General features: G+C 71.3%; 19 protein-coding genes and 1 other RNA gene. 2 read left to right on the top strand and 18 right to left on the bottom strand.

From position 1 onward, the window contains the following. Nucleotides 1-82: 82 nt before the first annotated feature. From ACFZDI_RS16685 to ACFZDI_RS16625, 13 genes are all read right to left on the bottom strand, one after another. A complete protein-coding gene (locus ACFZDI_RS16685; RefSeq protein ID WP_391251254.1) occupies nt 83-2,380 on the bottom strand; it encodes a UvrD-helicase domain-containing protein in 2,298 nt (765 codons plus the stop codon). Between the two features lie 125 nt (nt 2,381-2,505). Then, nucleotides 2,506-3,339 carry a zf-HC2 domain-containing protein gene (locus ACFZDI_RS16680; protein WP_308287574.1) on the bottom strand — a complete coding sequence of 278 codons (834 nt, stop codon included), beginning with the start codon at nt 3,337-3,339 and terminating at the stop codon, nt 2,506-2,508. After that, on the bottom strand, nt 3,339-3,860 hold the full coding sequence (locus ACFZDI_RS16675; protein WP_010039908.1) for a sigma-70 family RNA polymerase sigma factor: 522 nt from the start codon (nt 3,858-3,860) through the stop codon (nt 3,339-3,341). The genes ACFZDI_RS16680 and ACFZDI_RS16675 overlap by 1 nt, the downstream gene beginning before the upstream one ends. Nucleotides 3,861-4,212: 352 nt before the next feature. Beyond that, complete coding sequence (locus ACFZDI_RS16670; RefSeq protein WP_391251252.1) at nt 4,213-4,806, bottom strand: ABATE domain-containing protein; 594 nt, start codon at nt 4,804-4,806, stop codon at nt 4,213-4,215. Nucleotides 4,807-5,155: 349 nt separating this feature from the next. Beyond that, nucleotides 5,156-6,304 carry a uroporphyrinogen-III synthase gene (locus ACFZDI_RS16665; protein ID WP_234850366.1) on the bottom strand — a complete coding sequence of 383 codons (1,149 nt, stop codon included), beginning with the start codon at nt 6,302-6,304 and terminating at the stop codon, nt 5,156-5,158. Between the two features lie 188 nt (nt 6,305-6,492). Then, complete coding sequence (locus tag ACFZDI_RS16660) at nt 6,493-7,878, bottom strand: NarK/NasA family nitrate transporter (protein WP_234850365.1); 1,386 nt, start codon at nt 7,876-7,878, stop codon at nt 6,493-6,495. Nucleotides 7,879-8,036: 158 nt separating this feature from the next. Then, nucleotides 8,037-8,987 carry a hypothetical protein gene (locus ACFZDI_RS16655; RefSeq protein WP_391251249.1) on the bottom strand — a complete coding sequence of 317 codons (951 nt, stop codon included), beginning with the start codon at nt 8,985-8,987 and terminating at the stop codon, nt 8,037-8,039. Between the two features lie 80 nt (nt 8,988-9,067). Continuing rightward, complete coding sequence (locus ACFZDI_RS16650; protein WP_391251247.1) at nt 9,068-10,267, bottom strand: acyltransferase family protein; 1,200 nt, start codon at nt 10,265-10,267, stop codon at nt 9,068-9,070. Then, entirely contained in the window at nt 10,264-12,456 is a 2,193-nt protein-coding gene (locus ACFZDI_RS16645) for a glycosyltransferase (RefSeq protein WP_391251245.1), read from the bottom strand. Before ACFZDI_RS16645 ends, ACFZDI_RS16650 begins: the two co-directional genes overlap by 4 nt. Nucleotides 12,457-12,793: 337 nt before the next feature. Beyond that, nucleotides 12,794-13,672, bottom strand: coding sequence for a hypothetical protein (locus tag ACFZDI_RS16640; RefSeq protein WP_391251243.1), 879 nt, complete (start codon nt 13,670-13,672; stop codon nt 12,794-12,796). Nucleotides 13,673-13,934: 262 nt separating this feature from the next. Continuing rightward, complete coding sequence (locus tag ACFZDI_RS16635) at nt 13,935-14,957, bottom strand: LysR family transcriptional regulator (protein ID WP_391251241.1); 1,023 nt, start codon at nt 14,955-14,957, stop codon at nt 13,935-13,937. A 52-nt stretch (nt 14,958-15,009) separates the two neighbouring features. Then, the gene (locus tag ACFZDI_RS16630; RefSeq protein ID WP_391251239.1) at nt 15,010-15,861 is read right to left on the bottom strand and encodes a hypothetical protein; all 852 of its coding nucleotides are present in this window, start codon (nt 15,859-15,861) and stop codon (nt 15,010-15,012) included. Between the two features lie 12 nt (nt 15,862-15,873). After that, on the bottom strand, nt 15,874-16,119 hold the full coding sequence (locus ACFZDI_RS16625) for a hypothetical protein (protein WP_234850435.1): 246 nt from the start codon (nt 16,117-16,119) through the stop codon (nt 15,874-15,876). A gap of 248 nt (nt 16,120-16,367) precedes the next feature. Here ACFZDI_RS16625 and ACFZDI_RS16620 point away from each other — a divergent pair, with 248 nt between their 5' ends. Next, on the top strand, nt 16,368-17,576 hold the full coding sequence (locus ACFZDI_RS16620) for an MFS transporter (protein ID WP_391251236.1): 1,209 nt from the start codon (nt 16,368-16,370) through the stop codon (nt 17,574-17,576). Nucleotides 17,577-17,607: 31 nt separating this feature from the next. Continuing rightward, complete coding sequence (locus ACFZDI_RS16615) at nt 17,608-17,859, top strand: hypothetical protein (RefSeq protein WP_391252293.1); 252 nt, start codon at nt 17,608-17,610, stop codon at nt 17,857-17,859. A 48-nt stretch (nt 17,860-17,907) separates the two neighbouring features. On the opposite strand, the gene ssrA is transcribed toward ACFZDI_RS16615, so the two are convergent. The 5 genes from ssrA to ftsE all read right to left on the bottom strand — a co-directional run bounded on the left by ssrA (nt 17,908) and on the right by ftsE (nt 21,810). After that, nucleotides 17,908-18,296, bottom strand: a transfer-messenger RNA (tmRNA) gene (ssrA, locus tag ACFZDI_RS16610). Nucleotides 18,297-18,395: 99 nt separating this feature from the next. Next, nucleotides 18,396-18,878, bottom strand: coding sequence for an SsrA-binding protein SmpB (smpB, locus tag ACFZDI_RS16605; protein WP_053669821.1), 483 nt, complete (start codon nt 18,876-18,878; stop codon nt 18,396-18,398). A 46-nt stretch (nt 18,879-18,924) separates the two neighbouring features. Further along, entirely contained in the window at nt 18,925-20,094 is a 1,170-nt protein-coding gene (locus ACFZDI_RS16600; protein ID WP_391251234.1) for a S41 family peptidase, read from the bottom strand. Nucleotides 20,095-20,162: 68 nt separating this feature from the next. Continuing rightward, nucleotides 20,163-21,080 carry a permease-like cell division protein FtsX gene (gene ftsX, locus ACFZDI_RS16595; RefSeq protein WP_391251232.1) on the bottom strand — a complete coding sequence of 306 codons (918 nt, stop codon included), beginning with the start codon at nt 21,078-21,080 and terminating at the stop codon, nt 20,163-20,165. A gap of 40 nt (nt 21,081-21,120) precedes the next feature. Further along, nucleotides 21,121-21,810: a cell division ATP-binding protein FtsE gene (ftsE, locus tag ACFZDI_RS16590; protein WP_003990615.1), complete on the bottom strand. Its 690-nt coding sequence runs from the start codon at nt 21,808-21,810 to the stop codon at nt 21,121-21,123. Between the last annotated feature and the right edge of the window lie 124 nt (nt 21,811-21,934).

Here is a 21,934-nt window from a genome sequence, read left to right as displayed (position 1 = left end):
GCCACATCCAGGCTAACAAACGGATCCCGTAAGGCCATTCCCGTAGCGGTAGTTCATTTCGCCGACAACTGGGTAGGGGGCCTCACTCCCTGAGCAGGTCCGGAACTCCCGCCGCGTCGGGCTCGTCCCGGTCGGCCGAGACGACCGTGAGCTGCTGGGTGGCCCGGGTCAGCGCGACGTAGAGGACGCGCAGGCCGGCCGGGGATTCGTCGGCGATCTCCGCCGGGGAGACCACGACCGTCGCGTCGTACTCCAGGCCCTTGGCCTCCAGGCTGCCGAGGGCGACGACCCGGTCACCGAGGCCGGCGAGCCAGCGACGGGCCTCCTCGCGGCGCTGCATGGCGACGACCACGCCGACCGTGCCGTCGACGCGCTCCAGCAGGCGGGCCGCCTCGTCGCGGACGGTGGCGGCCAGGGTCTCCTCGACGACCGTGAAGCGCGGCTCCACGCCGGTGGAGCGGACCGCCTTCGGCGACACCGAGCCGGGCATGGCGAGGGCGAGGACCTTCGAGGCCAGCTCGGCGATCTCGGCCGGGTTGCGGTAGTTCACCGTGAGTTCGAAGCGGCGGCGCGGGCGGGTGCCGAGGGCCTCGTCACGGGCCTCGGCGGCCTCGTCCGGGTCGGACCAGGAGGACTGCGCCGGGTCGCCGACGACCGTCCAGGTGGCGTGCCGGCCGCGGCGGCCGACCATGCGCCACTGCATCGGCGTGAGGTCCTGGGCCTCGTCGACGATGACGTGGGCGTACTCGACGCGCTCCTGGGCGAGTCGTTCGGCCCGCTCGCGCTGCGACTCCTCACGCACCGGCATCAGCTCCTCCAGGCCGGTGAGCTGGTCCAGCGGGTCGAGTTCGCGCTTCCTGCGGGGGCGCGCCGGGGCGCCGAGGACGGCCTGGAGCTCGTCGAGCAGGGCGATGTCGTGCACCGAGCGGCCCTCGCGCCTGAGCGAGCGGGCGACCTTGCGGACCTCGCCGGGGTTGAGGATCCGGCGGGCCCAGCGGCCGAGGCGCCGTTCGTCAGCCATGGCGTCCAGGACGGCGGCCGGGGTCAGCTCCGGCCACCAGGCGTCGAGGAAGGCGATGAAGTCGTCCTCGGAGGTGATGTCCTCGTCGAAGGAGGAGCGCAGCTCGGCCGCGAGTTCGGGGTCGGAGTGCCGGCCGGCCGCGCCGGACCGCTCCCACAGGGCGTCCAGGAGGAGCTTGCGGGCGCGGGGGCGCAGCAGGTTCACGGGGGCGGTGCCGCCGAGGGCGGCGCGGCGGACGCCGTCCAGCTGCGCGGCTTCCAGCTCCAGGCGGCGGCCGAACGCGACCACGCGCAGCCGGGCCGGCGGGTCGTTCAGCTCCAGGGCGCCGCGCGCGGCCTTGCGCAGCACCTTGAGCATCCGCGAGGAGCCCTTGGCGCGGGCCACGGACGGGGAGTCGTAGAGGGTGGCCTCGGTGCCCTCGACCAGGGAGCCGATGGCGCGGATGGCGACCTGGCCCTCCTCGCCGAGGGAGGGCAGCACGCCCTCGGTGTAGGCGACGAGCAGCGGGGTCGGGGAGACGATCAGGATGCCGCCCGCGTAGCGGCGCCGGTCCTGGTAGAGGAGGTAGGCGGCGCGGTGCAGGGCGACGGCGGTCTTGCCGGTGCCCGGGCCGCCCTCGACGTAGGTCACGGAGGCGGCGGGGGCGCGGATGACCAGGTCCTGCTCGGCCTGGATGGAGGCGACGATGTCGCGCATGGTGTGGCTGCGGGCCTGGCCGAGCGCGGCCATCAGGGCGCCGTCGCCGATGACGGGCAGCTCGTCGCCGTCGAGGTACGCCGTCAGCTCGGGACGCATCAGGTCGTCCTCGACGCCCAGCACCCGGCGGCCCTTGGAGCGGATGACGCGGCGGCGGACGACACGGCCGGGGTCGACCGGGGTGGAGCGGTAGAACGGGGCGGCGGCCGGGGCCCGCCAGTCGATGACCAGCGGTGCGTAGTCCTGGTCGAGGACGCCGATGCGGCCGATGTGCAGGGTCTCGGCGATGTCGGCGGTGTTGTCGGGGCGTACGGCGCCCTCCGCCGGCTCGACGGCGGTGTACGCCCCGTCGGGGCCCTTCTTGCCGTCCTTGCCGGTCAGGAGGTCGATACGGCCGAAGAGAAAGTCCTCGAACTCGTTGTTGAGGCGGCTGAGGTGGATGCCCGCGCGGAAGACCTGCGCGTCCCGTTCGGCGAGTGCGCCGGGGGTGCCGACCTGGCCGCGCCGGGCGGCGTCCTGCATCAGGAACTCCGCCTCGTGGATCTTCTCCTCGAGGCGCCGGTACACCCGGTCCAGGTGTTCCTGTTCGACGTGGATCTCCCGGTCACGAACCGAGTCGTGCACCGAACCGACCGCGCCTTGTCTGTGAGCCTGAGCGGCCACCGGGCCCCCTTCTGACGTGCTGGGCAGCCGTCAACCGTACGCGAAGGGGACCCCTGGAAGCTACGGGCCGGCGGCAGGCGCGGGGCTGTTGCCCCCAATGGCGCCCGCCGGACGGCCGAACAGCTCTACGCGTCGACCTCGACCAGCCGCTTGCCGTCGAAGGTCACGACCTCGAAGTGGTCGATCTCGTTCGGTTCGAAGGCGGCGCCGCCCTGGACGTACAGGGGTTCCTTGGCCTTGTCGGACTTGGCGTCCGGAAGGCCGTAACCCCACTCCGGGACGGACCAGGAGGACAGGGTCTCGCGCTCGCCGTTCTTGCCGACCGCGACAAGGGCGCACTTGAGCGGGCCCTTGACGTTCTTCAGCTCCAGGACCATGCCCGTGCCCCAGTCCTTCTTCTGAAGGGCGACGGTGGCGGAGACCTTGGTGTTCGGGTCGGTGGCGGTGATCTTGTCGGAGATGCCGTCGAAGGCGGCCTTGGCGGGGCTCGCCGCGAGCGGGCGGTTCTCGGCGGCGCCGCCGCCGCTGTCGCCGCCGTTCGTCGCGACCGCGACGAACGGGCCGCCGATGATCAGCGCGCCGGCCGCGGCCACCATGTAGAAGCTGCGGCGGCGCTTCTGGGCGCGGCGGTCGGCGACCTCGTCGACCAGCTTCTCCACCAGGCGCGGCCGGGGCTTCGCGGACAGCGAGTCGCCGATCGCGGGGGTGCTGCCGGAGCCGGGCAGATCGGCGAGGGCGGCGAGCATGGGCTCCATGCCGGCCAGTTCGTCGAGCTGCTGGGCGCACCATTCGCAGGTGGCGAGGTGGGCCTCGAATGCGGTCGCTTCGGCGTCGTCGAGGATGCCGAGGGCGTAGGCGCCGACGGTCTCGTGCTCGTTCGGCACCGGAGATTCCTGCATGGGACCAGACATACCCATGCCTCCCGTACCGAACCCTTGGTTACCCCCGTAAACACTCATCACGCCGTCACCCCCCGCTCCTCCAGTGCCAGCTTCATCGAACGCAGGGCGTAGAACACCCTGGAGCGGACGGTGCCGCTGGGTATGCCCAGGGTCTCGGCCGCCTCATTGACGGTACGCCCCTTGAAGTACGTCTCGACGAGCACCTCCCGGTGGGCGGGGGTCAGGTCGTCGAGTGCGTCCGAGAGAGTCATCAGCCACAGCGCCTTGTCGATCTCGTCCTCCGCGGGGATGACCTCCAGCGGCGACGGGTCGACCTCCTGCGGCCGGGCCTGCCGGCTGCGGTGGCCGTCGATGACGATGCGCCGGGCGACCGTCACCAGCCAGGGGCGTACCGATCCGGTCGCTCTGTTGAGCTGACCGGCGTTCTTCCAGGCACGGATGAGCGTCTCCTGCACGACGTCCTCGGCGCGCTGCCGGTCTCCGGCGACCAGGCGCAGGACGTATGCCAGCAGGGGTCCGGCGTGTTCGCGATAGAGCGCACGCATCAGCTCCTCGTCGGGTTCCGAGGGCTGGGACATGCGATGTCGGGCCCTCGGTGCACGTTCATTGGCCACGACGGAATCCTTGCGCACGCCCACCTCCGATGTCCGGGGGTTCCCCCAGTCGGTCGCTCCACATGCCGTACGGATACGAGCGGTTGGGCGTTCAAAGAGACCTGACACTTTTCTTCGGGATGACGTGACGAGCGGGACATGGGGTCACATTCCAACCCCGCGTTCTTTACATTTCCGCCACATCGGCACGTTCGAGCCAGGCTTTCCCTACGGTGGCGTAGGTAAACGGCATGTAACCGAAATCACTTCGGTGGCGCGGTCGCAGAAGACGCATTTAGGACAGGGAAATTGAGTGCACGGACCACTCAATTCCGTTTCACGTGCGCGTGAGTGCCGCGCGGCGGCGATGCCGGGCGACCCGCTCGCGGTTCCCGCAGACCTCGCTGGAGCACCAGCGCCGTCGGCGTCCGCGTGAGGTGTCGAGGTACACGATGGGACAGTTGTCGCCTTCGCACTGCCGCAGCGCGGCACGGGCGACGGGGTCGGTCAGCAGGTCCACGGCGTCCCGGGCGACGACCGCGAGCAGGGCGGCGCAGCCGGGCGGGCCGTCCAACCGCCGCAGCAGCTGGCCGTCTTCGCCGCGGACCGCGCGCGGGGCCGGGGGCGCGGTGCGGGCCAGGTCGTTGACCCGGGCGAGGGCGAGGTCGTACACGGCGGCCCCCGGTTTGGGCCGGCAGCGCACCAACCGGTCGATCTGGGACCGCAGTTCACGGAAGGCGAGCAGCCAGCCGGTGTCGGCGTGGACCAGGTCGGTGCCGGCCGGGACGAGCCCGGAGCCGGTGATCCAGGCGCGCAGCACGTCCACGGAGCCGAGCCGCTCCTCGGGGTGCGTGGTGGAGAGCAGGTCCAGACAGATCCGCCCGGCGTCGAAGCGCAGCTCGTGGGAGGCCGTGGCCGTACTCAGTGCCATGTGCCTGTCACCGCCTACGGGTTCACCCCGGTCGCGAGGGCATCGGTGGGACGCCGGTGAGAGGGCCGGTGGACCGCTCCCTCTTACAGTGCCTGCCCGCGACGAAGCCGAAAACCCCTCGCACACACGTCGCCACGCCGGACGGCCGAAAAGGGACAGGGGTTCAGGCCGTGCCGGACGGGGTGCCCTGCCGCCCTGCGGCGCCGGGAACGCACGGAGCGTTCCGCGTGGGCGGCTGCCGCCGGGCGGCACCCGGCCTCCCTCGGGTCGTGAGTCCTCCCGGCATGGCGCCCGGGCGGCCGAACCGGGGGCAGATCTTGTCGTGATACGGCTCAACCTCCGGCCGGGCTCATGCGTCCGCGTACTTCGTCTCCACGCTCGGGTCCAAGGCCAGGCGGTAGCCCCGCTTGACCACCGTCTGGATCAGCTTCGGGGTGCCGAGGGCCGTGCGGAGGCGGGCCATGGCGGTCTCCACCGCGTGTTCGTCACGGCCGGAGCCCGGCAGGGCGCGCAGCAGGTCGGCGCGGGCGACGACCCAGCCGGGGCGCCGGGAGAGGGCGCGCAGCAGGGCCATGCCGGCGGGCGGGACCGGTTTGAGGTCGTCGTCGACCAAAACCGCGTGGCCGCGGATCTCCACGCGGTGCCCGGCGACGGGCAGGGAGCGCGCCCGCGCGGGGAGTTCCTGGCAGAGGAGCTGGACCAGGGGGCCGAGCCGGAAGCGCTCCGGCTGGATCGTGTCGATGCCGCGGGACTGCAGGGGCAGGGCGGTGACCGGTCCCACGCAGGCCGGCAGCACGTCGTGGCTCAGCGCCGCCAGGACCTCGTCGAGCAGTCCGCGGCCCTTCGCCCGGGACAGGAGGGATGCCGCGGCCGGGGCGCTGGTGAAGGTGACCGCGTCCAGGGCCCGGGCGACCGTCGCGTCCAGCAACCGGTCGACCGGGGTGATGTCCTCCGGCGGCATCCAGCGGTAGACCGGCACCCCGACGACCTCGGCCCCGCCCTCCCGCAGCGCCTCCACGAACCCGGGCAGCGGCTCCCCGTGCAGCTGGATCGCGATCCGCAGCCCGTCGACGCCCTCCTCCAGCAGCCGGTCCAGCACCTCCGCCATGGACTCCGACGACGGCGACCACTCCTCGGTCAGCCCGGCCGCCCTGACCGCCCCCTTGACCTTCGGCCCGCGCGCCAGGATCCGTACGTCGCCCAGCCGCGCCAGCAGTTCGTCCCCCAGCCCCCAGCCGTCGGCGGCCTCGACCCAGCCCCGGAAGCCGATCGCGGTCGTGGCCACGACGATGTCCGGCACCTGCTCGATGATCTCCTTCGTCGCGGCCAGCAGCTCGCTGTCGTCGGCGAGCGGCACGATCCGCAGGGCGGGGGCGTGCAGGACGGCGGCACCGCGTCGCTGCAGCAGCACCCCGAGCTCGTCGGCCCGGCGCGCGGCCGTCACACCCACGGTGAAGCCCGCCAGGGGTCCGTGGTCCGGTCGCTGTTCTTCGTACATGGCTCTCGTCCCGCACTCGAGTCGTCGTACTTCATGGGCATGGCGTACCTACATGCCGATCGAGCCTGTCAACGGCTCGTGACAGGCTCGGATCGGTGTGATGTCCACGGTGTTACCGATGCCGGTTTCCGCTGGACCGACGGCCGTGGGCTTCGGGTTTGGGGGGCGTCCCCCGGTTGAGCACCGCGTCACACCTCGGCGTAGGTGAGCTGTGGCTTCGTCTCCGAGGTCGTCGTGGTGACGGGTACCCGGGGAGCCGTGCGGCGAAGGTATACGGCCCAGGTGACCAAGAAGCAGACCGCGTAGAAGGCGAGGAAGGCGACGAACGCCCCGGTGCCGGAACCGTAGGAGAGGAAGGACTGGCGGAAGGCGAGGTTGATGCCGACACCGCCGAGCGCGCCCACCGCACCGATCAGCCCCATGGACGCCCCGGACAGGCGCCGCCCGTACGCCGCCGCCTCCTCGCCCTGGAGCCCCTTGGCCAGGGCCTTGTTCTGGAAGATGCCCGGGATCATCTTGAACGTCGAGCCGTTGCCCAGCCCGCTGAGCACGAACAGCACCACGAACGCCCCGGTAAACAGGGACAGCGACTTCTGCATGGACGCTCCGATGAGGACCGCCGTCGCGGCGCCCATGCCGACGTAGTTCCACAGGCTGATCCGGGCGCCGCCGTAGCGGTCGGCGAGCCAGCCGCCGACGGGACGGATGAGGGAGCCGAGCAGCGGGCCGAGGAAGGTGACGTACGCGGCCTGGAGCGGGGTCCGGCCGAACTGGTTCTGCAGGACCTGGCCGAAGGCGAAGCTGTAGCCGATGAAGGAGCCGAAGGTGCCGATGTAGAGGACGGACATGATCCACGTGTGGGCGTCGCGCGCGGCGTCCTTGGCGGCACCGGTGTCGTTCTTCACGTTCTCGAGGTTGTCCATGAAGACCGCGGCCAGCACCGCGGCCAGGACGATGAGCGGGATGTAGATCCCCAGCAGGACCCGCGGCCCGCCGCTCGCGCCGATGATCGCGAGAGCGGCCAGCTGGATCACCGGCACGCCGATGTTGCCGCCACCCGCGTTCAGACCCAGCGCCCAGCCCTTCTTCCGCAGCGGGAAGAAGGCGTTGATGTTGGTCATGGAGGAGGCGAAGTTGCCGCCGCCGATACCGGCGAGCAGGCCGACGAGCAGGAACGTGGAGAAGGACGTCCCCGGTTCCATCACGGCGAAGGCGGCGACCGTGGGGATCAGCAGCAGGCTCGCGGAGATGATCGTCCAGTTCCGTCCGCCGAAGATCGCCACGGCGAAGGTGTAGGGGACGCGGACGACGGCGCCGACCAGCGTGACCATCGAGGTCAGCATGAACTTGTCGGCGGGGGTCAGTCCGTACTCCGGGCCCATGAACAGCACCAGCACGGACCACAGGGTCCAGATCGAGAAACCGATGTGCTCGGACAGCACGGAGAAGAAGAGGTTCCGGCGGGCGACCTTCTCCCCGGTCTCTTTCCAGAACGTCTCGTTCTCCGGATCCCAGTGCCGGATCCAGCGGCCGCCCCTGCTCGGGGGTGCGGTTGCCGTGCCAGGGCCTGTCATGACGCCTCCACTGTGCTCCGGGGCTCGGTCGTACGCGAGTGACTGGTCCCGAACGTAGGGAGGACGCGTTTCCTGTCGTGTGGTACCCGGTGACCGCGAGGGAACTTCGCTCTCACCCCGCGCCGAGGCGGGATGAGAGGTTCCGGGAGGTTCCCGTCTCAGCGCTGCGGGGGCTGCCCGTGCGGATTCGGCTGGGGCTGGGACTGCGGCCGGTGGTACGGCTGGGCGTAGGGGCCGGGGTGCTGCGCACCGTAAGGGCCGCCCGGCGCGGGCTGACCCGGGTACGGGGCCTGCGCGGGCTGACCGGGGTAGGGGACCGGCGCGGGCTGGCCGGCGTAAGGCCCCGGCACGGGCTGGCCGGCGTACGGACCAGGCGCGGGCCCGCCCGGGTAGGGACCCGGCGTGGGCTGGGCATACGGACCGGGGGGCTGCTGCCCGTAGGCCGGCGGGGCTCCCGCTGCCTGGCCCGGCCCGCCGTACGGGGCACCCGCGAACGGGTTGCCCTGCCCGGGCGGCTGCGCCCCCGGCGGCAGATACCGCAGCCGCCCGTTCTCGTCGTGCACCGGCGTGAAGCCCGCGGCCCGCAGCCGGGCGGAGAACTTGGCGTTGCGCTTGCGCGTCACCACGAGGCCGATGCCGAAGACCGCCATGAGCAGCAGCCACACCACACCGGCGGCGACGAAGTCGTCCGACTGCCCGCCGAACCGGAAGGCGAGGATCACACAGCCGATGCTCACCCCCAGGGCCCCGTACCCCATGCGCTTCTCGGCGTTCTTGCCGGTGAGGTCGAAGTTGATGCGGGCCTTGAGGAGTTCGAACGCCTCCGGGACGAGGGGCGGCAGGGAGACACCGTCACCGGCGTTCGGGTACTGCGCCCAGTTCTGCCCGGCCCGGGCCCGGGCCTGCGGGCTCGGGTCGGGCACGAGCAGCATGATGAGCGCACCGTTGCGGCCGTTGCTCTGGCGTACGTCGGCGTACTCGTAGCCGAACTGCTGGGCCACGAAGGCCAGCCGGGCGAGTTTCTTCACGGACGCCATCGGGCTGGTCAGCTCGACCGGTTCCCCGCTCGCCATCAGCCGCAGCATCTTCTGTGTCTGCCGCTTGCTCATTCACCGCTCCCCCGGGCCACCCTGTCCACCACCGCAACTCGGGCAGTCTGGCACACCGGTCGGGCCCGGGGGAAAGGCCGTCAGGCGCGCCTGCGGCCTCCGCGGGACTGTGCCCGGGGTTCGCCCGTCGGCCACAACCGGGGCTTCTGCTTCGCCGCCAGGTCCTCCGCCCAGCCGAACGCCAGCACGCAGCAGCCGATCAGGATCCAGACCAGGACCAGTACCGGCCACACGCTCTCCAGCAGCCCGGGCACGTTCTGCTCCAGCAGGGGGAAGCCCCACAGCTGGTCCCAGAGGGTGGCGGCGATGAGGATGCAGGTGTTGTGCCACAGATAGATGGTCACGGCACGGGAGTTGAGGAGGGTGATCGTGCCCGCGAAGGGGCGCAGCCGGCGTGGCCATTCCGTCCAGGACGGGCTGAGGTGCAGCAGCAGGAACACCGTGCCGAAGGACCACAGGGCCTGGGCCAGCGGCATGCTGTCCAGGTCGTTGCCGGTGCCGAAGTCGTGGTGCAGGGCGTACCAGAGGCCGGCCAGGGCGATGACGGGTGCGACGGACGGCACGATGTAGCGCGGCAGCCGCCGCAGGATGCCCTCCTGGTGGGCCATGCCGAGGATCCAGCAGGCGCCGAAGGTGGAGAAGTCCGTGAGCGCCGAGGGGATCCGCTCCCCGGGCAGCGTGATCCAGCCCTGCTCGAAGGCGACGGACAGGGCGACCGGCATGAGGATCGTGAGGACCGGCAGGGCGCGCAGGGCCTTCAGCAGCACCGGCGACAGCAGGACGTACCAGAGGTAGGCGCGGATGTACCAGAGCGGACCCGCGAGGTCGGCGGCCCAGTTCTCGCCGATGAAGCCGTGGACGCCGGGCAGGCCCTCCGCGTACGGGGGGTCGCTGAGCGGGACGATCCAGAAGGTGAGGTGGAGCAGCCACCAGCCGGGGTGTCCGTCCTCGTCCGGGCCCCAGCCCTGTAGGACCATGCCGGTGACACCGACGACGCCGAGCAGCCACAGCGGGGGCAGCAGCCGCCGCATCCGGCCGCGGATCACCTGCACGGCCGGGCGCTTCAGGGAGCGGGCCATGAGGTTCCCGGCGAGCGCGAACATCACGCCCATGGACGGGAACACCAGCGGCAGCCAGGCCCAGCCCGTCAGGTGGTAGAGCACGACGCGGAACAGGGCGAGGGCGCGCAGCAGGTCGAAGTACCGGTCGCGGCCCTGCTTCTGGACAGGGGCCGCCTCGCTGGGCGCGGCCTCGGTGGCGGGAGTGACGTGGGTGGTCATCCGACCGGCCTCCCGTCCATCTGCGGCTGGGCGGCGGGGGTGCCGGCACCGGGCAGGCCCACCGCGCCGGTGCGCCGCAGCTTCTGCCAGCGCAGCCGGCCGCCGGTGAGGGCGGTGATCCAGGACTGGAGCAGGACGACGTACATGAGCTGGCGGTAGAGGAGTTGCTGGAGCGGGAGTGAGATCAGGTGGGTCATGCGTTCCTTGTCCAGGTGGAACGCGTAGGCCGCGCACACCCCTTGCACTGCGAGGACGCCCAGCCAGGCGCCGATGGTCTTCTCCGTGGGCCCGAACACCAGCCCGTACAGGAGGAACACGTCGATCAGCGGGGCCAGCAGCGGCGCCACGACCATGAACATCGACACCAGCGGCATGCCCACCCGGCCGAAGCGGCCCGAGGGCCCCCGCTCGATGACGGACCGGCGGTGCTTCCAGATGGCCTGCATGGTGCCGTACGACCAGCGGTAGCGCTGGGACCACAGCTGCTGGACGGACTCCGGGGCCTCGGTCCAGGCGACGGCCTTCTCGGCGTACACCACGTGCCAGCCGTCGCGGTGCATGGCCATGGTGATGTCGGTGTCCTCGGCGAGCGTGTCGTCGCTCATGCCGCCGACGCGTTCCAGTGCGCTGCGCCGGAACGCCCCGACCGCGCCGGGGATGGTGGGCATGCAGCGCAGCACGTCGTACATGCGGCGGTCGAGGTTGAAGCCCATCACGTACTCGATGTGCTGCCAGGCGCCGATGAGCGAGTCCCGGTTGCCGACCTTGGCGTTGCCGGCGACGGCGCCGACCCGCGGGTCGCCGAAGGGCTGGACGAGTTCGCGGACGGTGGTCGGCTCGAAGACGGTGTCGCCGTCCATCATCACGATCAGGTCGTACTTGGCGTTGGCGATGCCCCGGTTGAGGGCGGCGGGCTTGCCCGCGTTGAGCTGGCGGACGACACGTACGCCGGGCAGGCCCAGGTTCTCCACGATGCGGGCGGTGCCGTCGCTGGAGCCGTCGTCGACGACCAGCACCTCGATGGGGTGGTCGCTGGCGACCAGGGAACGGACCGTCTGCTCGATGCACTTGGCCTCGTTGTAGGCGGGCACGAGGACGGACACCGGCTCGGTGACGGGATCGCCCCAGCTGAAGCCGCGGCGCCGCACCCGGCGGGCGTGCGCCACGGAGAGGATCAGCATCAGCCCGAGCCGCGCGAAGACCAGGACGCCGACGACGGCGAGGCCGGCGACGAGGAACCCGGTCATCTTCTCGGAGGCCTGCACCAGGAAGACCCACGCCTCGCCCTTCAGCGACTCCAGTCCGGCGACCCGGGTGTGCGCGCTGGGGGCGTCGAGTGCGCCGGTGAGGGTGTGGAAGCGGTAACCCTTGGCCTGCAGTCCGGAGACGTACCGGTCGAGGGCGGCGACGGTCTGGGAGCGGTTGCCGCCGGAGTCGTGCATCAGCACGACGGCCCCGTCGCCGTTCTTCGGCGTGGCGTTGCGGATGATCTGCTCGGCCCCGGGCCTGCGCCAGTCCTCGCTGTCGGTGTCGTTGACGACGGTGATGTAGCCCTTGCTGCCGATGTACTCGGTGACCGGCCAGGTGTTGTTGTCCATGTTCCGGGCGAACGACGAGTAGGGCGGGCGGAACAGCGAGGTGCGGATGCCGGCCGCGCCCGCGAGCGCGAGCTGGTTCTGCGACAGCTCCCAGTCGACCCGGCTCTTGCCCTGCAGCGACAGGTCGGGGTGGTTGAAGGTGTGCAGTCCGATCTCGTGGCCCTCGTCGACCATGCGCTGGACGAGGTCCGGGTAGCGGGAGGCCATGGTGCCGGTGATGAAGAAGACCGCGTGGGCGTCGTGCTTCTTCAGCACGTCGAGGACCTTGGGCGTCCACATCGGGTCGGGGCCGTCGTCGAAGGTGAGCACCAGCTCGTGGTCCGGGAGGTCCAGGCTGGTCGCCTTCCCGCCGCGGGTGTCGATGACGGGGCCGCCCTTGAGGATGTCCTTCGGGACGCGGTCGTTCGCCGTGGGCGGTCCGACACGGTGGTCGGCGAGGACCTCGCTGTGCACGTAGCCGCGCAGCATGAGCATCGCCCCCAGCGCGACGAGGACGAGCAGGGGCAACAACAGACGCATGGGCAGGCGCCGGCGCCTGGAGCCGCCACGGGCTCGCGGCGCGGGCCCGGAAAGGCGGGTTCGGGATGCCATGGGTGGTGGTACTCCGGGTGGTGCGGACGGGATGGCACGGGGACGGGGGCGGGCGGACGGTGTGGTGGGGTCCGGCCCGGCGGGGACGTCGCGGTGGCGTGCGGTGCCCGCGACGCCCCGGGGTCCCGCCGGGTGAGCGGGGCGGGACGGTGGGCGCGGCCGCCGAGGGGGTGGCCCCCGCTCGGGGGGCTCCGGTTCCTCCGGGCGGCCGGACCCGAGGGCAGACGCGCCCGGCCGGCGGGGAGGTGGTGCGGCGCCCGGAGCGGCGGGCGCCGCGTCGCGACACGGCCGGGCGGCGACGCGGGTTCAGGCGGCGACGCGACCCGGGCGGCGCGGTCTAGGCGGCGGGCGTCTCGGCGGTGGGCTGCGGCTCGGCCGGGCCCTCGGCCACGGGCTGCGGCTCGGGCAGGCCTTCCGCGACGGTGCCGCCGTCGCCGCCGGTGCCCGTCGTCTCGGTGGGCTGCGGCGAGGCCTCACCCGTCGGGGTCGGGTCGGTGGCCGGCGTGCTCGGCGGGTCCGCCGGTTTGGTCGGAGCCGGTTCGGTGGCCTTGGTGCCCGGTTTCGGGGTGGCCCGGGTCGCGGTCGGCGAGGGCTTGGCGGACGCGCCGGGACGGCTGCCGGGGCCGGCGGTCGCCTCGGGAGAGACGGCGTCGCCGCCGGTGCCCGGTGCGGGTGCCGTGGCGTCGCCGGTCGCGGGCGTGCTGCCCGGGGCGGTCTCGCCGGTGTCCCCGGGGTCTCCGGGCGGTGCCGACTCGGCGGTCAGCGGCGGGGTGTCGACCTGCCCGGCCGGAGGCTTGTCCTCCTTCGTCGGCACGGGCAGCCAGGGGGCGTTGGAGTTGCCCGACAGCAGCGTGGCGACGATGACGACCGCGTAGATACCGCAGGCCAGCGCGACGGCCATGCCGATCCGGCGGTAGCGGCGGCTGCGGCGGCCGGACTCGTCGACGAAGACGGGCCGGTCGGCCGGGGCCTCGGCGCCCGCGCCCTCCTTGGCCTGGCGCAGGAAGCCGTCCCCGAGCGCCACGGCGTCGAGCTGGACGGTGACCTCGTGCGGATCGTGGGTCTGACCGTCCGTGTCGGGCGCGTGGCCCGACGGGTCCGGTTCCTCCCGCTCCTGCCAGGGGTCACAGACCGCGGTCCGGGTCCCCGGTTCCGCGGCGAGCGAGTCGGCCTCGCCCTCGCTCTGGCGGGGAATGCCCCCCAGTACCTCGGTCACGGCGGCCGGCCGGTGGCCGGTCGTCCGGACGTCACCACCGGGAAAGACCTGCGTCGCTCTTCCGTTCCGGACTCCGCCGTCCGAGGTGAACTCACCGGTGGTGGTAGCGGCCTCGGGCCACTCGGGTTGGGCGTCTTCTCGACACTGTTTCACGCGCACGCACTTCCCCCCAGGGATGGTTCAGGTGCGCTGTGACGACCTGAGCACCCGCCGTCGGACCGGGCCCCCACCCGTCCGAGCGCCCCCTCTTACCACACCGTGCTCAGGCGTCGAATGTAGCGCACGCGCAGGTTCTGTGTGCGCGCCGTGCCGAATCGTGGCAGCGGTGAGACAGCATGAGGACATCGTCCACGGCCGGAATCCAGGACCCCGAGGGCCTGCTCAGCCACCCCTCCGTCCCGGTCAGCCGGGCCGCCGCCCGGCGCAGCGCGTCGAACGCGGGGTGGGTCAGGCCCTTGCGCCACACCAGCGAGACGGGGGACAGCGGAACCGGGTCGACCAGGGGCCGCACCACCGTCGACGGCAGGGCGGGGAACCCCACGACGGCCAGGATCGGGTTGCGTGTCCTGGCCATGATCCGCTGGAACTCCTCCTCCCCCACGGCCAGCGGCGCGGGTGGCGCGATATCGATGCCCCGGCCCTCGAAGAGCAGCTGGGCGAGCCCGGTCCACTCGGGCGTGCGCGGGTTGCCGGCGCCCGCGTAGACGCTCTCGCCGGCCAACTCGGCCAGCGGTACTGCCTCCCACGCGGCCAGCCGGTGTTCCTCGGGCAGTACGACGGCCATCGGCTCGAAGCGCACGGGCTGGTGGTCGAGTCCGGCCCGCAGCGCCGGCTCCAGTCCGGCGAACCGCCCGAACGACGCGTCCAGCCTGCCGGCCAGCAGCTCACCGGCGGCTCCGGTCAGACCGCTCTCGTAGCGGGCCATCAGCTCGTGGCGGGGGGCGAGTTCACGCGCCTCGTGCAGCACCCGGCGCGGTGTGACCAGGCCCGGGGAGTTGAGGTCGACCAGCAGCGGCCGGGCCTGACCGAAGGCGGCGAGCAGGTCGTCCTGCGCCCGCAGCACCCGGCGGGCGTACGGCAGCAGCCGCTCCCCGTCGGGGGTGAGCGTGACCTGCCGGGTGGTCCGCACGAACAACTCGGCCCCCAGCTCCCGCTCCAGCCGCCGCACGTCCCGGCTGAGCGCCTGCTGAGCCACGTGCAACCGCACCGCGGCCCGCGTGAAGTGCAACTCCTCGGCGACGGTGACGAAGCCACGCAGGAGGCGGGGGTCGAGGTGGACGGGCATGCGGTGAACCTACAGCGGCCCGGTGACGGGGCATGCGGGGGTGCCGGGGTCGTCAGAAACCGGTGGTCCTTCGCGGGGTGCCGCCCTGGGTTCCGCGTGGGTCCGCCGCCCTCAGGCCCTCCGCGCCTCTGCGGCCCTCCGCGCCCGTCGTCGGCGTGATCTGGCCCACCCGGTGGCGGGGTACCGAGCGCATCGGCGGTCTGGTCAGGGTGATCTGACGGACGACCTGCTGGAAGCACGCCAGGGCCGCGAGGCCGGGCAGGGCCGCTGCCGCGGTGCCGAGGACGGTCCGGGGCGCCTGGACGACGCACAGCAGCACGGCGATGCAGGAGAACACCAGGACCACGCACCAGGAGTGCGCGGCACGGCGCTGGTGCAGCGCGGCCCGCAGAACGGACAGGGAGCCCACCAGCCAGGGCCCGTAGACCAGCAGCGGCCACCACGTGCGCAGCCCCCGCGCCGCCGGGGACACGGCGACCAGGCGCAGCGGGTCGTAGGCGACGACGCCGCTCAGGAGGCTCACCGCGGAGGCGATGACGGCCGCCATCGCCGCGACGAGGAAGCTCGTGGTGCGGAGCACGCCGAAGGCCTTGCGGGTCCTGACCTTGCGGTGGCGCCGCGGGACCTCCCGCACGGGCGGCAGTTCCTCGGTGATGTCCTGGAGGCGTCGCATGTGGGGCCCGGGGGCGGAGGCCGGTGCCGGGCCCTCGGCCGGGGCCGGAGCCGGTGCCAGGTCCTCGTCGCGGGGGGCGGGAATCCGCGCCGCCTGTTCCCCGAGGGCCTCCGCGAGAATGAACGCCAGTTCCTCGGCGGGGTCCCAGGTCGGGTCCGGCGGGGTCAGGGGTGTGATGAAATCCCGGGCCGGAGCCCGGTGCCGGCCGGTGCCCTCTACATTGTCGTACATGGCGCGCCCCGCTTATTCCGCGAGCGCGAAAGCGGGCCAATTCGTCGCACTGATCCATCGCCGGGCAAGATCTTTTTCCAGTGTGCTCATGGCGTCGATGAAATCGCGCAGCACCGCCTCGGTCACCTGCAGCGTGACCGGGCAACCCCCTCTGGTGAGCGTCCCGTTGACTGCCGCCGACGAGTGCGCTGGAGCGGGAATGTAGGTGTACGGGCCGAGCGTTACCGCCCAGCCGCCTTTCCTGGTCGCCTCGGTCATGTACCGCCTAACCTTCGGCTCACCTCATTGGATGCGCGGCAAACGAGTGAAGGATGTGCCGGAATGAGCATCTTTTCCACCCGTCATGAAGGGCATTCGCCATCTCCATATCTTTATATGAAGAACAAGGGGCGAATATTTCCCGCCGTGAGATTTCGGCCGCGCGCCACGGATCCACAACCCAGGTGCGTGAGTGCGTACGGAACAGGTGTTGGACCGCTTGATCACCTCCGGGCGACGGTGGACGCATGCCCCAACTCTCCCCGTACCGCCGCCTGTTCCGCCTGCCCGGTGCCCGCGCGTTCACCGCCGGGAACCTCATCGCCCGGCTGCCGATGGGCATGTTCAGTGTCAGCGCGGTCGTGATGATCGCCGGGACCCGGGGCTCGTACGCCCTCGCCGGTGCCGTCACAGCGACGGGCCTCGCGGCGACCGCGCTGGTCGCACCGTGGATCGCACGGCTCGTCGACCGCCACGGCCAGGCCCGGGTGGCCCTGCCGGCCACGGCGGTCGCCGTGCTCGGCTCCCTGTCCCTGCTGCTGTGCGTACGCCACGGCGCCCCCGACTGGACCCTGTTCGCCTCCTACGCCGCCACCGCCACGACCCCCAACACCGGCGGCATGTCCCGGGCCCGCTGGGCACACCTGCTGGCCGGCGACGCGAAGGCACTGCACACCGCCAACTCCTTCGAGCAGGCCGTGGACGAGCTGTGCTTCATGCTCGGCCCGGTCCTCGCGGCCTTCCTGTGCGGGACGCTCTTCCCCGAGGCGGGCACCCTCGTGGGCGCGGTGCTGCTGCTGACCGGCATGGTCCTGTTCACGACCCAGCGCGCGACGGAGCCCCCGGCCCGCGCGCGCATACCCGGTGACGCGCCCTTGCGCGCCCCCGGCATTCCGCCGCTGCTCGCGGTCTGCCTGGCGATGGGCGGTGTCTTCGGCGCGACGGAGGTCGTCACGCTGGCCTTCGCCGACGCACAGGGGCGGCAGTCGGCAGCCGGAATCGTGCTGGCGCTCCAAGCCGCGGGCTCCTGCGTGGCGGGCCTGCTGTACGGCGCCGTGAAGCCCACCGGACCGGCATCGGCCCGGCTGCCGTGGTGCGTGGCCGCGATGGCCGCGCTGCTGACCCTGCCGCTGCTGGCCGCGGCCCTCACCGGTTCGCTGCCCCTCCTGGCGGCCGCGCTGATGGTCTCGGGGATGGCCACGGCCCCGACCATGGTCACGACCATGACGCTGGTCCAGGAGCGCACCCCCGAGGGCCGGCTCAACGAGGGCATGACCCTCGCGGTGACCGGTCTGCTGGGCGGCATCGCCTGCGGCAGCGCGCTCGGCGGCTGGACGGTCGAGCACCTCTCACCGACGACGGGCTACGCCCTCCCGGTGACGTCCGCGACCGTGGCCCTGGCCTTGTCGCTGCCCACTTCTTCGCATCGCTTCACCAAGATTCTGACGCACCATTGACGCCCTCACGCCTCCCGAGGAGTCGGTCGAGGTGGCCCGCCACTGCATCCGGCTGAAGATGCGGCTCCTTGTGTTCAGCGACGAGGGCGACGTCACGTCCTACGTCCCCGAGGGCACCTGGACGCATCTCCTGACCGGCGAGACGGTGACCGGGCCGCGCTGGGTGCGCGAGCGCCACGGCTTTCTGAGCGCGCCGCTGCCGGTCCGCCCCGGCGCGGTGCTCCCGGTCGGGGACGTGATCTTCAGGGTCGTCCAGGAGGGGGAAAGCTGGACGACCCCATGACAAAGGCCCCGCCGCTCGGAAGCGGCGGGGCCTTCGCCCACATGGGATGAGTGGAGATGGCGGGAATCGAACCCGCGTCCAACGGTGCAGAATCAGGGCTTCTCCGTGTGCAGTTCGCTGCGATTTTCTCGGCCCCGGCGATCACGCGAACAAGTCGCCGACGGGCCCAGTCACTGTTTGATTTCCCATCGAACCCCGTGACCGGGCTCGATGGTTTAGTTCCCTAGCTTATGCCAGGATCCGGGCCGGGAACGCTCCCGGGCTGACACCCATTTAGGGTCCTTCAGTCACTGCTTATCAGGCAGCGAGGGCGAAGGACTGGGAATCGCGCTTGGTGTTGGCGATTATTTTTTGCGACATATGGTTTACGAGATCATTGCCGCTTCCTCGACACGCTTCCCCTGCTTCGACAGCCGCTGTCGAAACCGATCATCCCCATGTTGTGTTGACAAGTCCCTCCGGAGAGGGGAGCGCACCCTCCATGGGGTGCTGTCACCATCGTACGTGACCAACGCGGGTCGGTGCCAGCGTATTCCCTACGCCCCGCGCTGCCTCCGCTTCACCGCCGCGATCGCGCGGTCGGTCTCCCGGCGGTCCTGCTTCTCCCGCAGCGCCTGGCGCTTGTCGTACTCCTTCTTGCCCTTGGCCAGCGCGATCTCGACCTTGGCCCGGCCGTCCTTGAAGTACAGCGCGAGGGGCACGATGGTGTGGCCCGTGTCCCCCGACTTCGATTCCAGCTTGTCGATCTCTGCGCGGTGCAGCAGCAGCTTCCGCTTGCGCCGGGCGCTGTGGTTGGTCCAGGTGCCCTGGCTGTACTCCGGCACGTGCACGTTGTGCAACCACGCCTCACCGTCGGTCAGCTGCACGAAACCGTCGACCAGCGACGCCCGTCCCTGGCGCAGGGACTTCACCTCGGTCCCGGTGAGAACCAGGCCGGCCTCATAGGTGTCGATGACGAGGTAGTCGTGCCGCGCCTTCTTGTTCTGCGCGATCAGCTTGCGCCCTTTTTCCTTAGCCATAGTGCCGACCATTTTCGCACTACGGAGGGGCCCGGCGGAAAGTCGATTACGAGGGGCTCGCGAGGCCGCGCAGCACGGTCCCGGCCCGCTGGAGGGCGTCCTCGTCGGTCTCCAGGTCGGGCGTGATGCCCCGGCCGTCGACGCCGCGCCCGGAGGGGGTGCGGTAGTGCCCGACGGTCAGCTCCGCGACGGAGCCGTCGGGCAGCCGGCTCGGCATCTGGACCGAGCCCTTGCCGAAGGTGCGGGAGCCCACCACGAGCGCCCGTCCGCGGTCCTGCACGGCACCGGTGAGGAGCTCGGCCGCGCTCATCGTCCCGCCGTCGACGAGCGCGACCAGCGGTTTCGTGGTGTCGCCGCCGGACGCGGCGTGCAGGGCGCGCTGCTCGCCGTCGACGTCGTAGGTGGCGACCAGGCCGCCGTCGAGGAAGGCGGACGCGGCGGTCACGGCCTCGGTGACCAGGCCGCCGGAGTTGCCGCGCAGGTCCAGGACGATCCCGGCGCCGGGCGGGGACTGCCGGACGGCTGCGCGGACCTGGCGCCCGGAGCCCTTGGTGAAGGTGGCGACCTTGATCAGCGTGACGCGGCCGGCGAGTTCCCGGACGGTGACCGAGTCCGTGGACAGCTGGGCCCGGCGCACGGTCTCGGTCCACGCGCGGGTGCCGCGCTCCAGGCCGAGACGGACGGTGGTGCCCGCGGGGGCGTCGGTGGCGTCCCCGCGCAGTAACGAGACGACCTCGGTGACGGGCCGCCCGTCGGTCCGCTTCCCGTCGACGCTGCGCAGCAGGTCCCCGGGGCGGATCCCGGCGGTGGCCGCGGGCGAACCGGCGCGCACCTTCGTCACCTCGATACGGCCGTCCCGTTCGCTGCGGGCCCACAGGCCGACGCCGGTGTACTGGCCGTCGAGGGACTCTTCGAACTCCTCGTACTCGCCCTGCGAGTAGACGGCGCCCCAGCGGTCGCCGCTGCGGCTGACGGCGCGCTTGGCGGCCTGGATCGGGGACGTGCCGTCGGCCATGGCCTCCTCGGCGGCCCGGGCGACGTCCGCGTGGTGCCCGGCCGTACCGGACGAACGGGCCTCCTCCGGGGCGGATTTCCCCTCACCCTGCGGCAGCGCCCCGGTGGCCGCTCCGGCGACGAGGATGCTCGCGAACACCAACGTCAGGGCGGCCCCGCGACGGATGCGGCGGGGCTGACAGAACGGGTCACGATCTGACATGCCGGTGAGTCTAGGACAAGCGGAAGGGCCGTACGGTCGGTTGACCGCACGGCCCCTCTTGGCATGCGTCACACCTTCAAGTACTTGCGCAGCGCGAAGAACGCGGCCAACGCGGGCATCAGAAGGCTCGTCGCGAGGATGAGCGGCAGCTTGGTGAGGACGGCGTCCCAGCCGATGAAGTTGATCAGTGTCAGCTGGTCGGCCAGGGCCAGTCCGTGGTCGATGAGGAAGTACCGGGCGACCAGCAGGAAGCCGCACGCGAGGGTGCCGCCGATGAGTCCGGCGACCGCGGCCTCCATGATGAACGGTGCCTGGATGTAGAAGCCGGAGGCGCCGACCAGCCGCATGATGCCGGTCTCACGCCGACGGCTGAACGCCGAGACGCGCACGGTGTTGACGATCAGCATCAGCGCCACGACCAGCATCAGCGCCATCACCGCGCGGGCGGCCCAGTTCATGCCGTTCAGCAGCTTGAAGAGGTTGTCCAGGAGGCCCTTCTGGTCCTGCACGGACTGCACGCCGTCCCGGCCGTTGAAGGCGGTGGCGATGACCTGGTACTTCTCCGGGTCCTTCAGCTTGATGCGGTACGACTCCTGCATCTGGTCCGGCGTGAGGGAGCTGGCCAGCGGGGAGTCGCCGAACTGCTCCTTGTAGTGCTTGTACGCCTGGTCCTGCGACTCGTACGCGACCGTTTGGACGACGTTCATCTTGTCGAGGTCGGCCTTGATCTGCTTCTTCTGGTCGTCGGTCACCGCCCCCTTGGCGCAGTTGGGGTCGGACTCGGCGTCGCTCTTGTTGCAGAGGAAGATCGAGACGTTGACCTTGTCGTACCAGTAGCCCTTCATGGTGTTGACCTGGTCGCTCATCAGGAGCGACCCGCCGAACAGGGCGAGCGACAGGGCGACGGAGACGACGACGGCGAAGGTCATCGTCAGGTTGCGGCGGAGACCGACACCGATCTCCGACAGGACGAACTGGGCGCGCATGGCGACTGGTTATGCCTTTCCGTGGATCTCGGGTGCGGTATCAGTGCTGGTAGCCGTAGACACCGCGGGCCTGGTCGCGGACGAGGCGGCCCTTCTCCAGTTCGATGACGCGCTTGCGCATCTGGTCGACGATGTTCTGGTCGTGCGTGGCCATCACCACGGTCGTGCCCGTCCGGTTGATGCGGTCGAGCAGCTTCATGATGCCGACGGAGGTCTGCGGGTCGAGGTTGCCGGTGGGCTCGTCGGCGATGAGCAGCTTGGGCCGGTTGACGAAGGCCCGCGCGATGGCGACGCGCTGCTGTTCACCACCGGACAGCTCGCCGGGCATCCGGTCCTCCTTGCCGCCGAGCCCGACGAGGTCGAGCACCTGCGGCACGGACTTGCGGATCTCGCCGCGCGACTTGCCGATGACCTCCTGCGCGAAGGCGACGTTCTCGCCGACCGTCTTGTTGGGCAGCAGGCGGAAGTCCTGGAACACCGTCCCCAGCTGGCGCCGCATCTGCGGAACCTTCCAGTTGGAGAGGCGGGCGAGGTCCTTGCCCAGAACGTGCACCTGCCCGTGACTGCACCGCTCCTCGCGGAGGATCAGCCGCAGGAAGGTGGACTTTCCGGAGCCGGAGGACCCCACGAGGAAGACGAACTCGCCCTTCTCGACCTCCAGGGAGACATCCCTGAGGGCGGGGCGGGTCTGCTTGGGGTAGACCTTGGACACGTTGTCGAATCGGATCACGGATGCACCACGGGTCGCCGGGGGTAGATGAGCGTGACCATACGCGAACCGGGTGGGGCACCGCAGTCACCGACCGTGGTTGCGCCACGGATGTGCCGTTTTGTTCTAAGCGCCGGGCCGAGCC

This window comes from Streptomyces sp. NPDC007907, from assembly GCF_042959365.1.
GTDB classification, from domain to species: Bacteria; Actinomycetota; Actinomycetes; order Streptomycetales; family Streptomycetaceae; genus Streptomyces; species Streptomyces indiaensis.
Note: the sequence above shows the minus strand (reverse complement) of the source record. Positions and strands in the feature narration are given on the sequence as shown.

Bases quoted from the DNA above. Each gene is read 5' to 3' on its own strand.
- ACFZDI_RS16680 (WP_308287574.1), bottom strand. From the start codon at position 3,339: ATGAGTGTTTACGGGGGTAACCAAGGGTTCGGTACGGGAGGCATGGGT.
- ACFZDI_RS16675 (WP_010039908.1), bottom strand. From the start codon at position 3,860: ATGTCCCAGCCCTCGGAACCCGACGAGGAGCTGATGCGTGCGCTCTAT.
- ACFZDI_RS16670 (WP_391251252.1), bottom strand. From the start codon at position 4,806: ATGGCACTGAGTACGGCCACGGCCTCCCACGAGCTGCGCTTCGACGCC.
- ACFZDI_RS16665 (WP_234850366.1), bottom strand. From the start codon at position 6,304: ATGTACGAAGAACAGCGACCGGACCACGGACCCCTGGCGGGCTTCACC.
- ACFZDI_RS16660 (WP_234850365.1), bottom strand. From the start codon at position 7,878: ATGACAGGCCCTGGCACGGCAACCGCACCCCCGAGCAGGGGCGGCCGC.
- ACFZDI_RS16655 (WP_391251249.1), bottom strand. From the start codon at position 8,987: ATGAGCAAGCGGCAGACACAGAAGATGCTGCGGCTGATGGCGAGCGGG.
- ACFZDI_RS16650 (WP_391251247.1), bottom strand. From the start codon at position 10,267: ATGACCACCCACGTCACTCCCGCCACCGAGGCCGCGCCCAGCGAGGCG.
- ACFZDI_RS16645 (WP_391251245.1), bottom strand. From the start codon at position 12,456: ATGGCATCCCGAACCCGCCTTTCCGGGCCCGCGCCGCGAGCCCGTGGC.
- ACFZDI_RS16635 (WP_391251241.1), bottom strand. From the start codon at position 14,957: ATGCCCGTCCACCTCGACCCCCGCCTCCTGCGTGGCTTCGTCACCGTC.
- ACFZDI_RS16630 (WP_391251239.1), bottom strand. From the start codon at position 15,861: ATGTACGACAATGTAGAGGGCACCGGCCGGCACCGGGCTCCGGCCCGG.
- ACFZDI_RS16625 (WP_234850435.1), bottom strand. From the start codon at position 16,119: ATGACCGAGGCGACCAGGAAAGGCGGCTGGGCGGTAACGCTCGGCCCG.
- ACFZDI_RS16620 (WP_391251236.1), top strand. From the start codon at position 16,368: ATGCCCCAACTCTCCCCGTACCGCCGCCTGTTCCGCCTGCCCGGTGCC.
- smpB (WP_053669821.1), bottom strand. From the start codon at position 18,878: ATGGCTAAGGAAAAAGGGCGCAAGCTGATCGCGCAGAACAAGAAGGCG.
- ACFZDI_RS16600 (WP_391251234.1), bottom strand. From the start codon at position 20,094: ATGTCAGATCGTGACCCGTTCTGTCAGCCCCGCCGCATCCGTCGCGGG.
- ftsX (WP_391251232.1), bottom strand. From the start codon at position 21,080: ATGCGCGCCCAGTTCGTCCTGTCGGAGATCGGTGTCGGTCTCCGCCGC.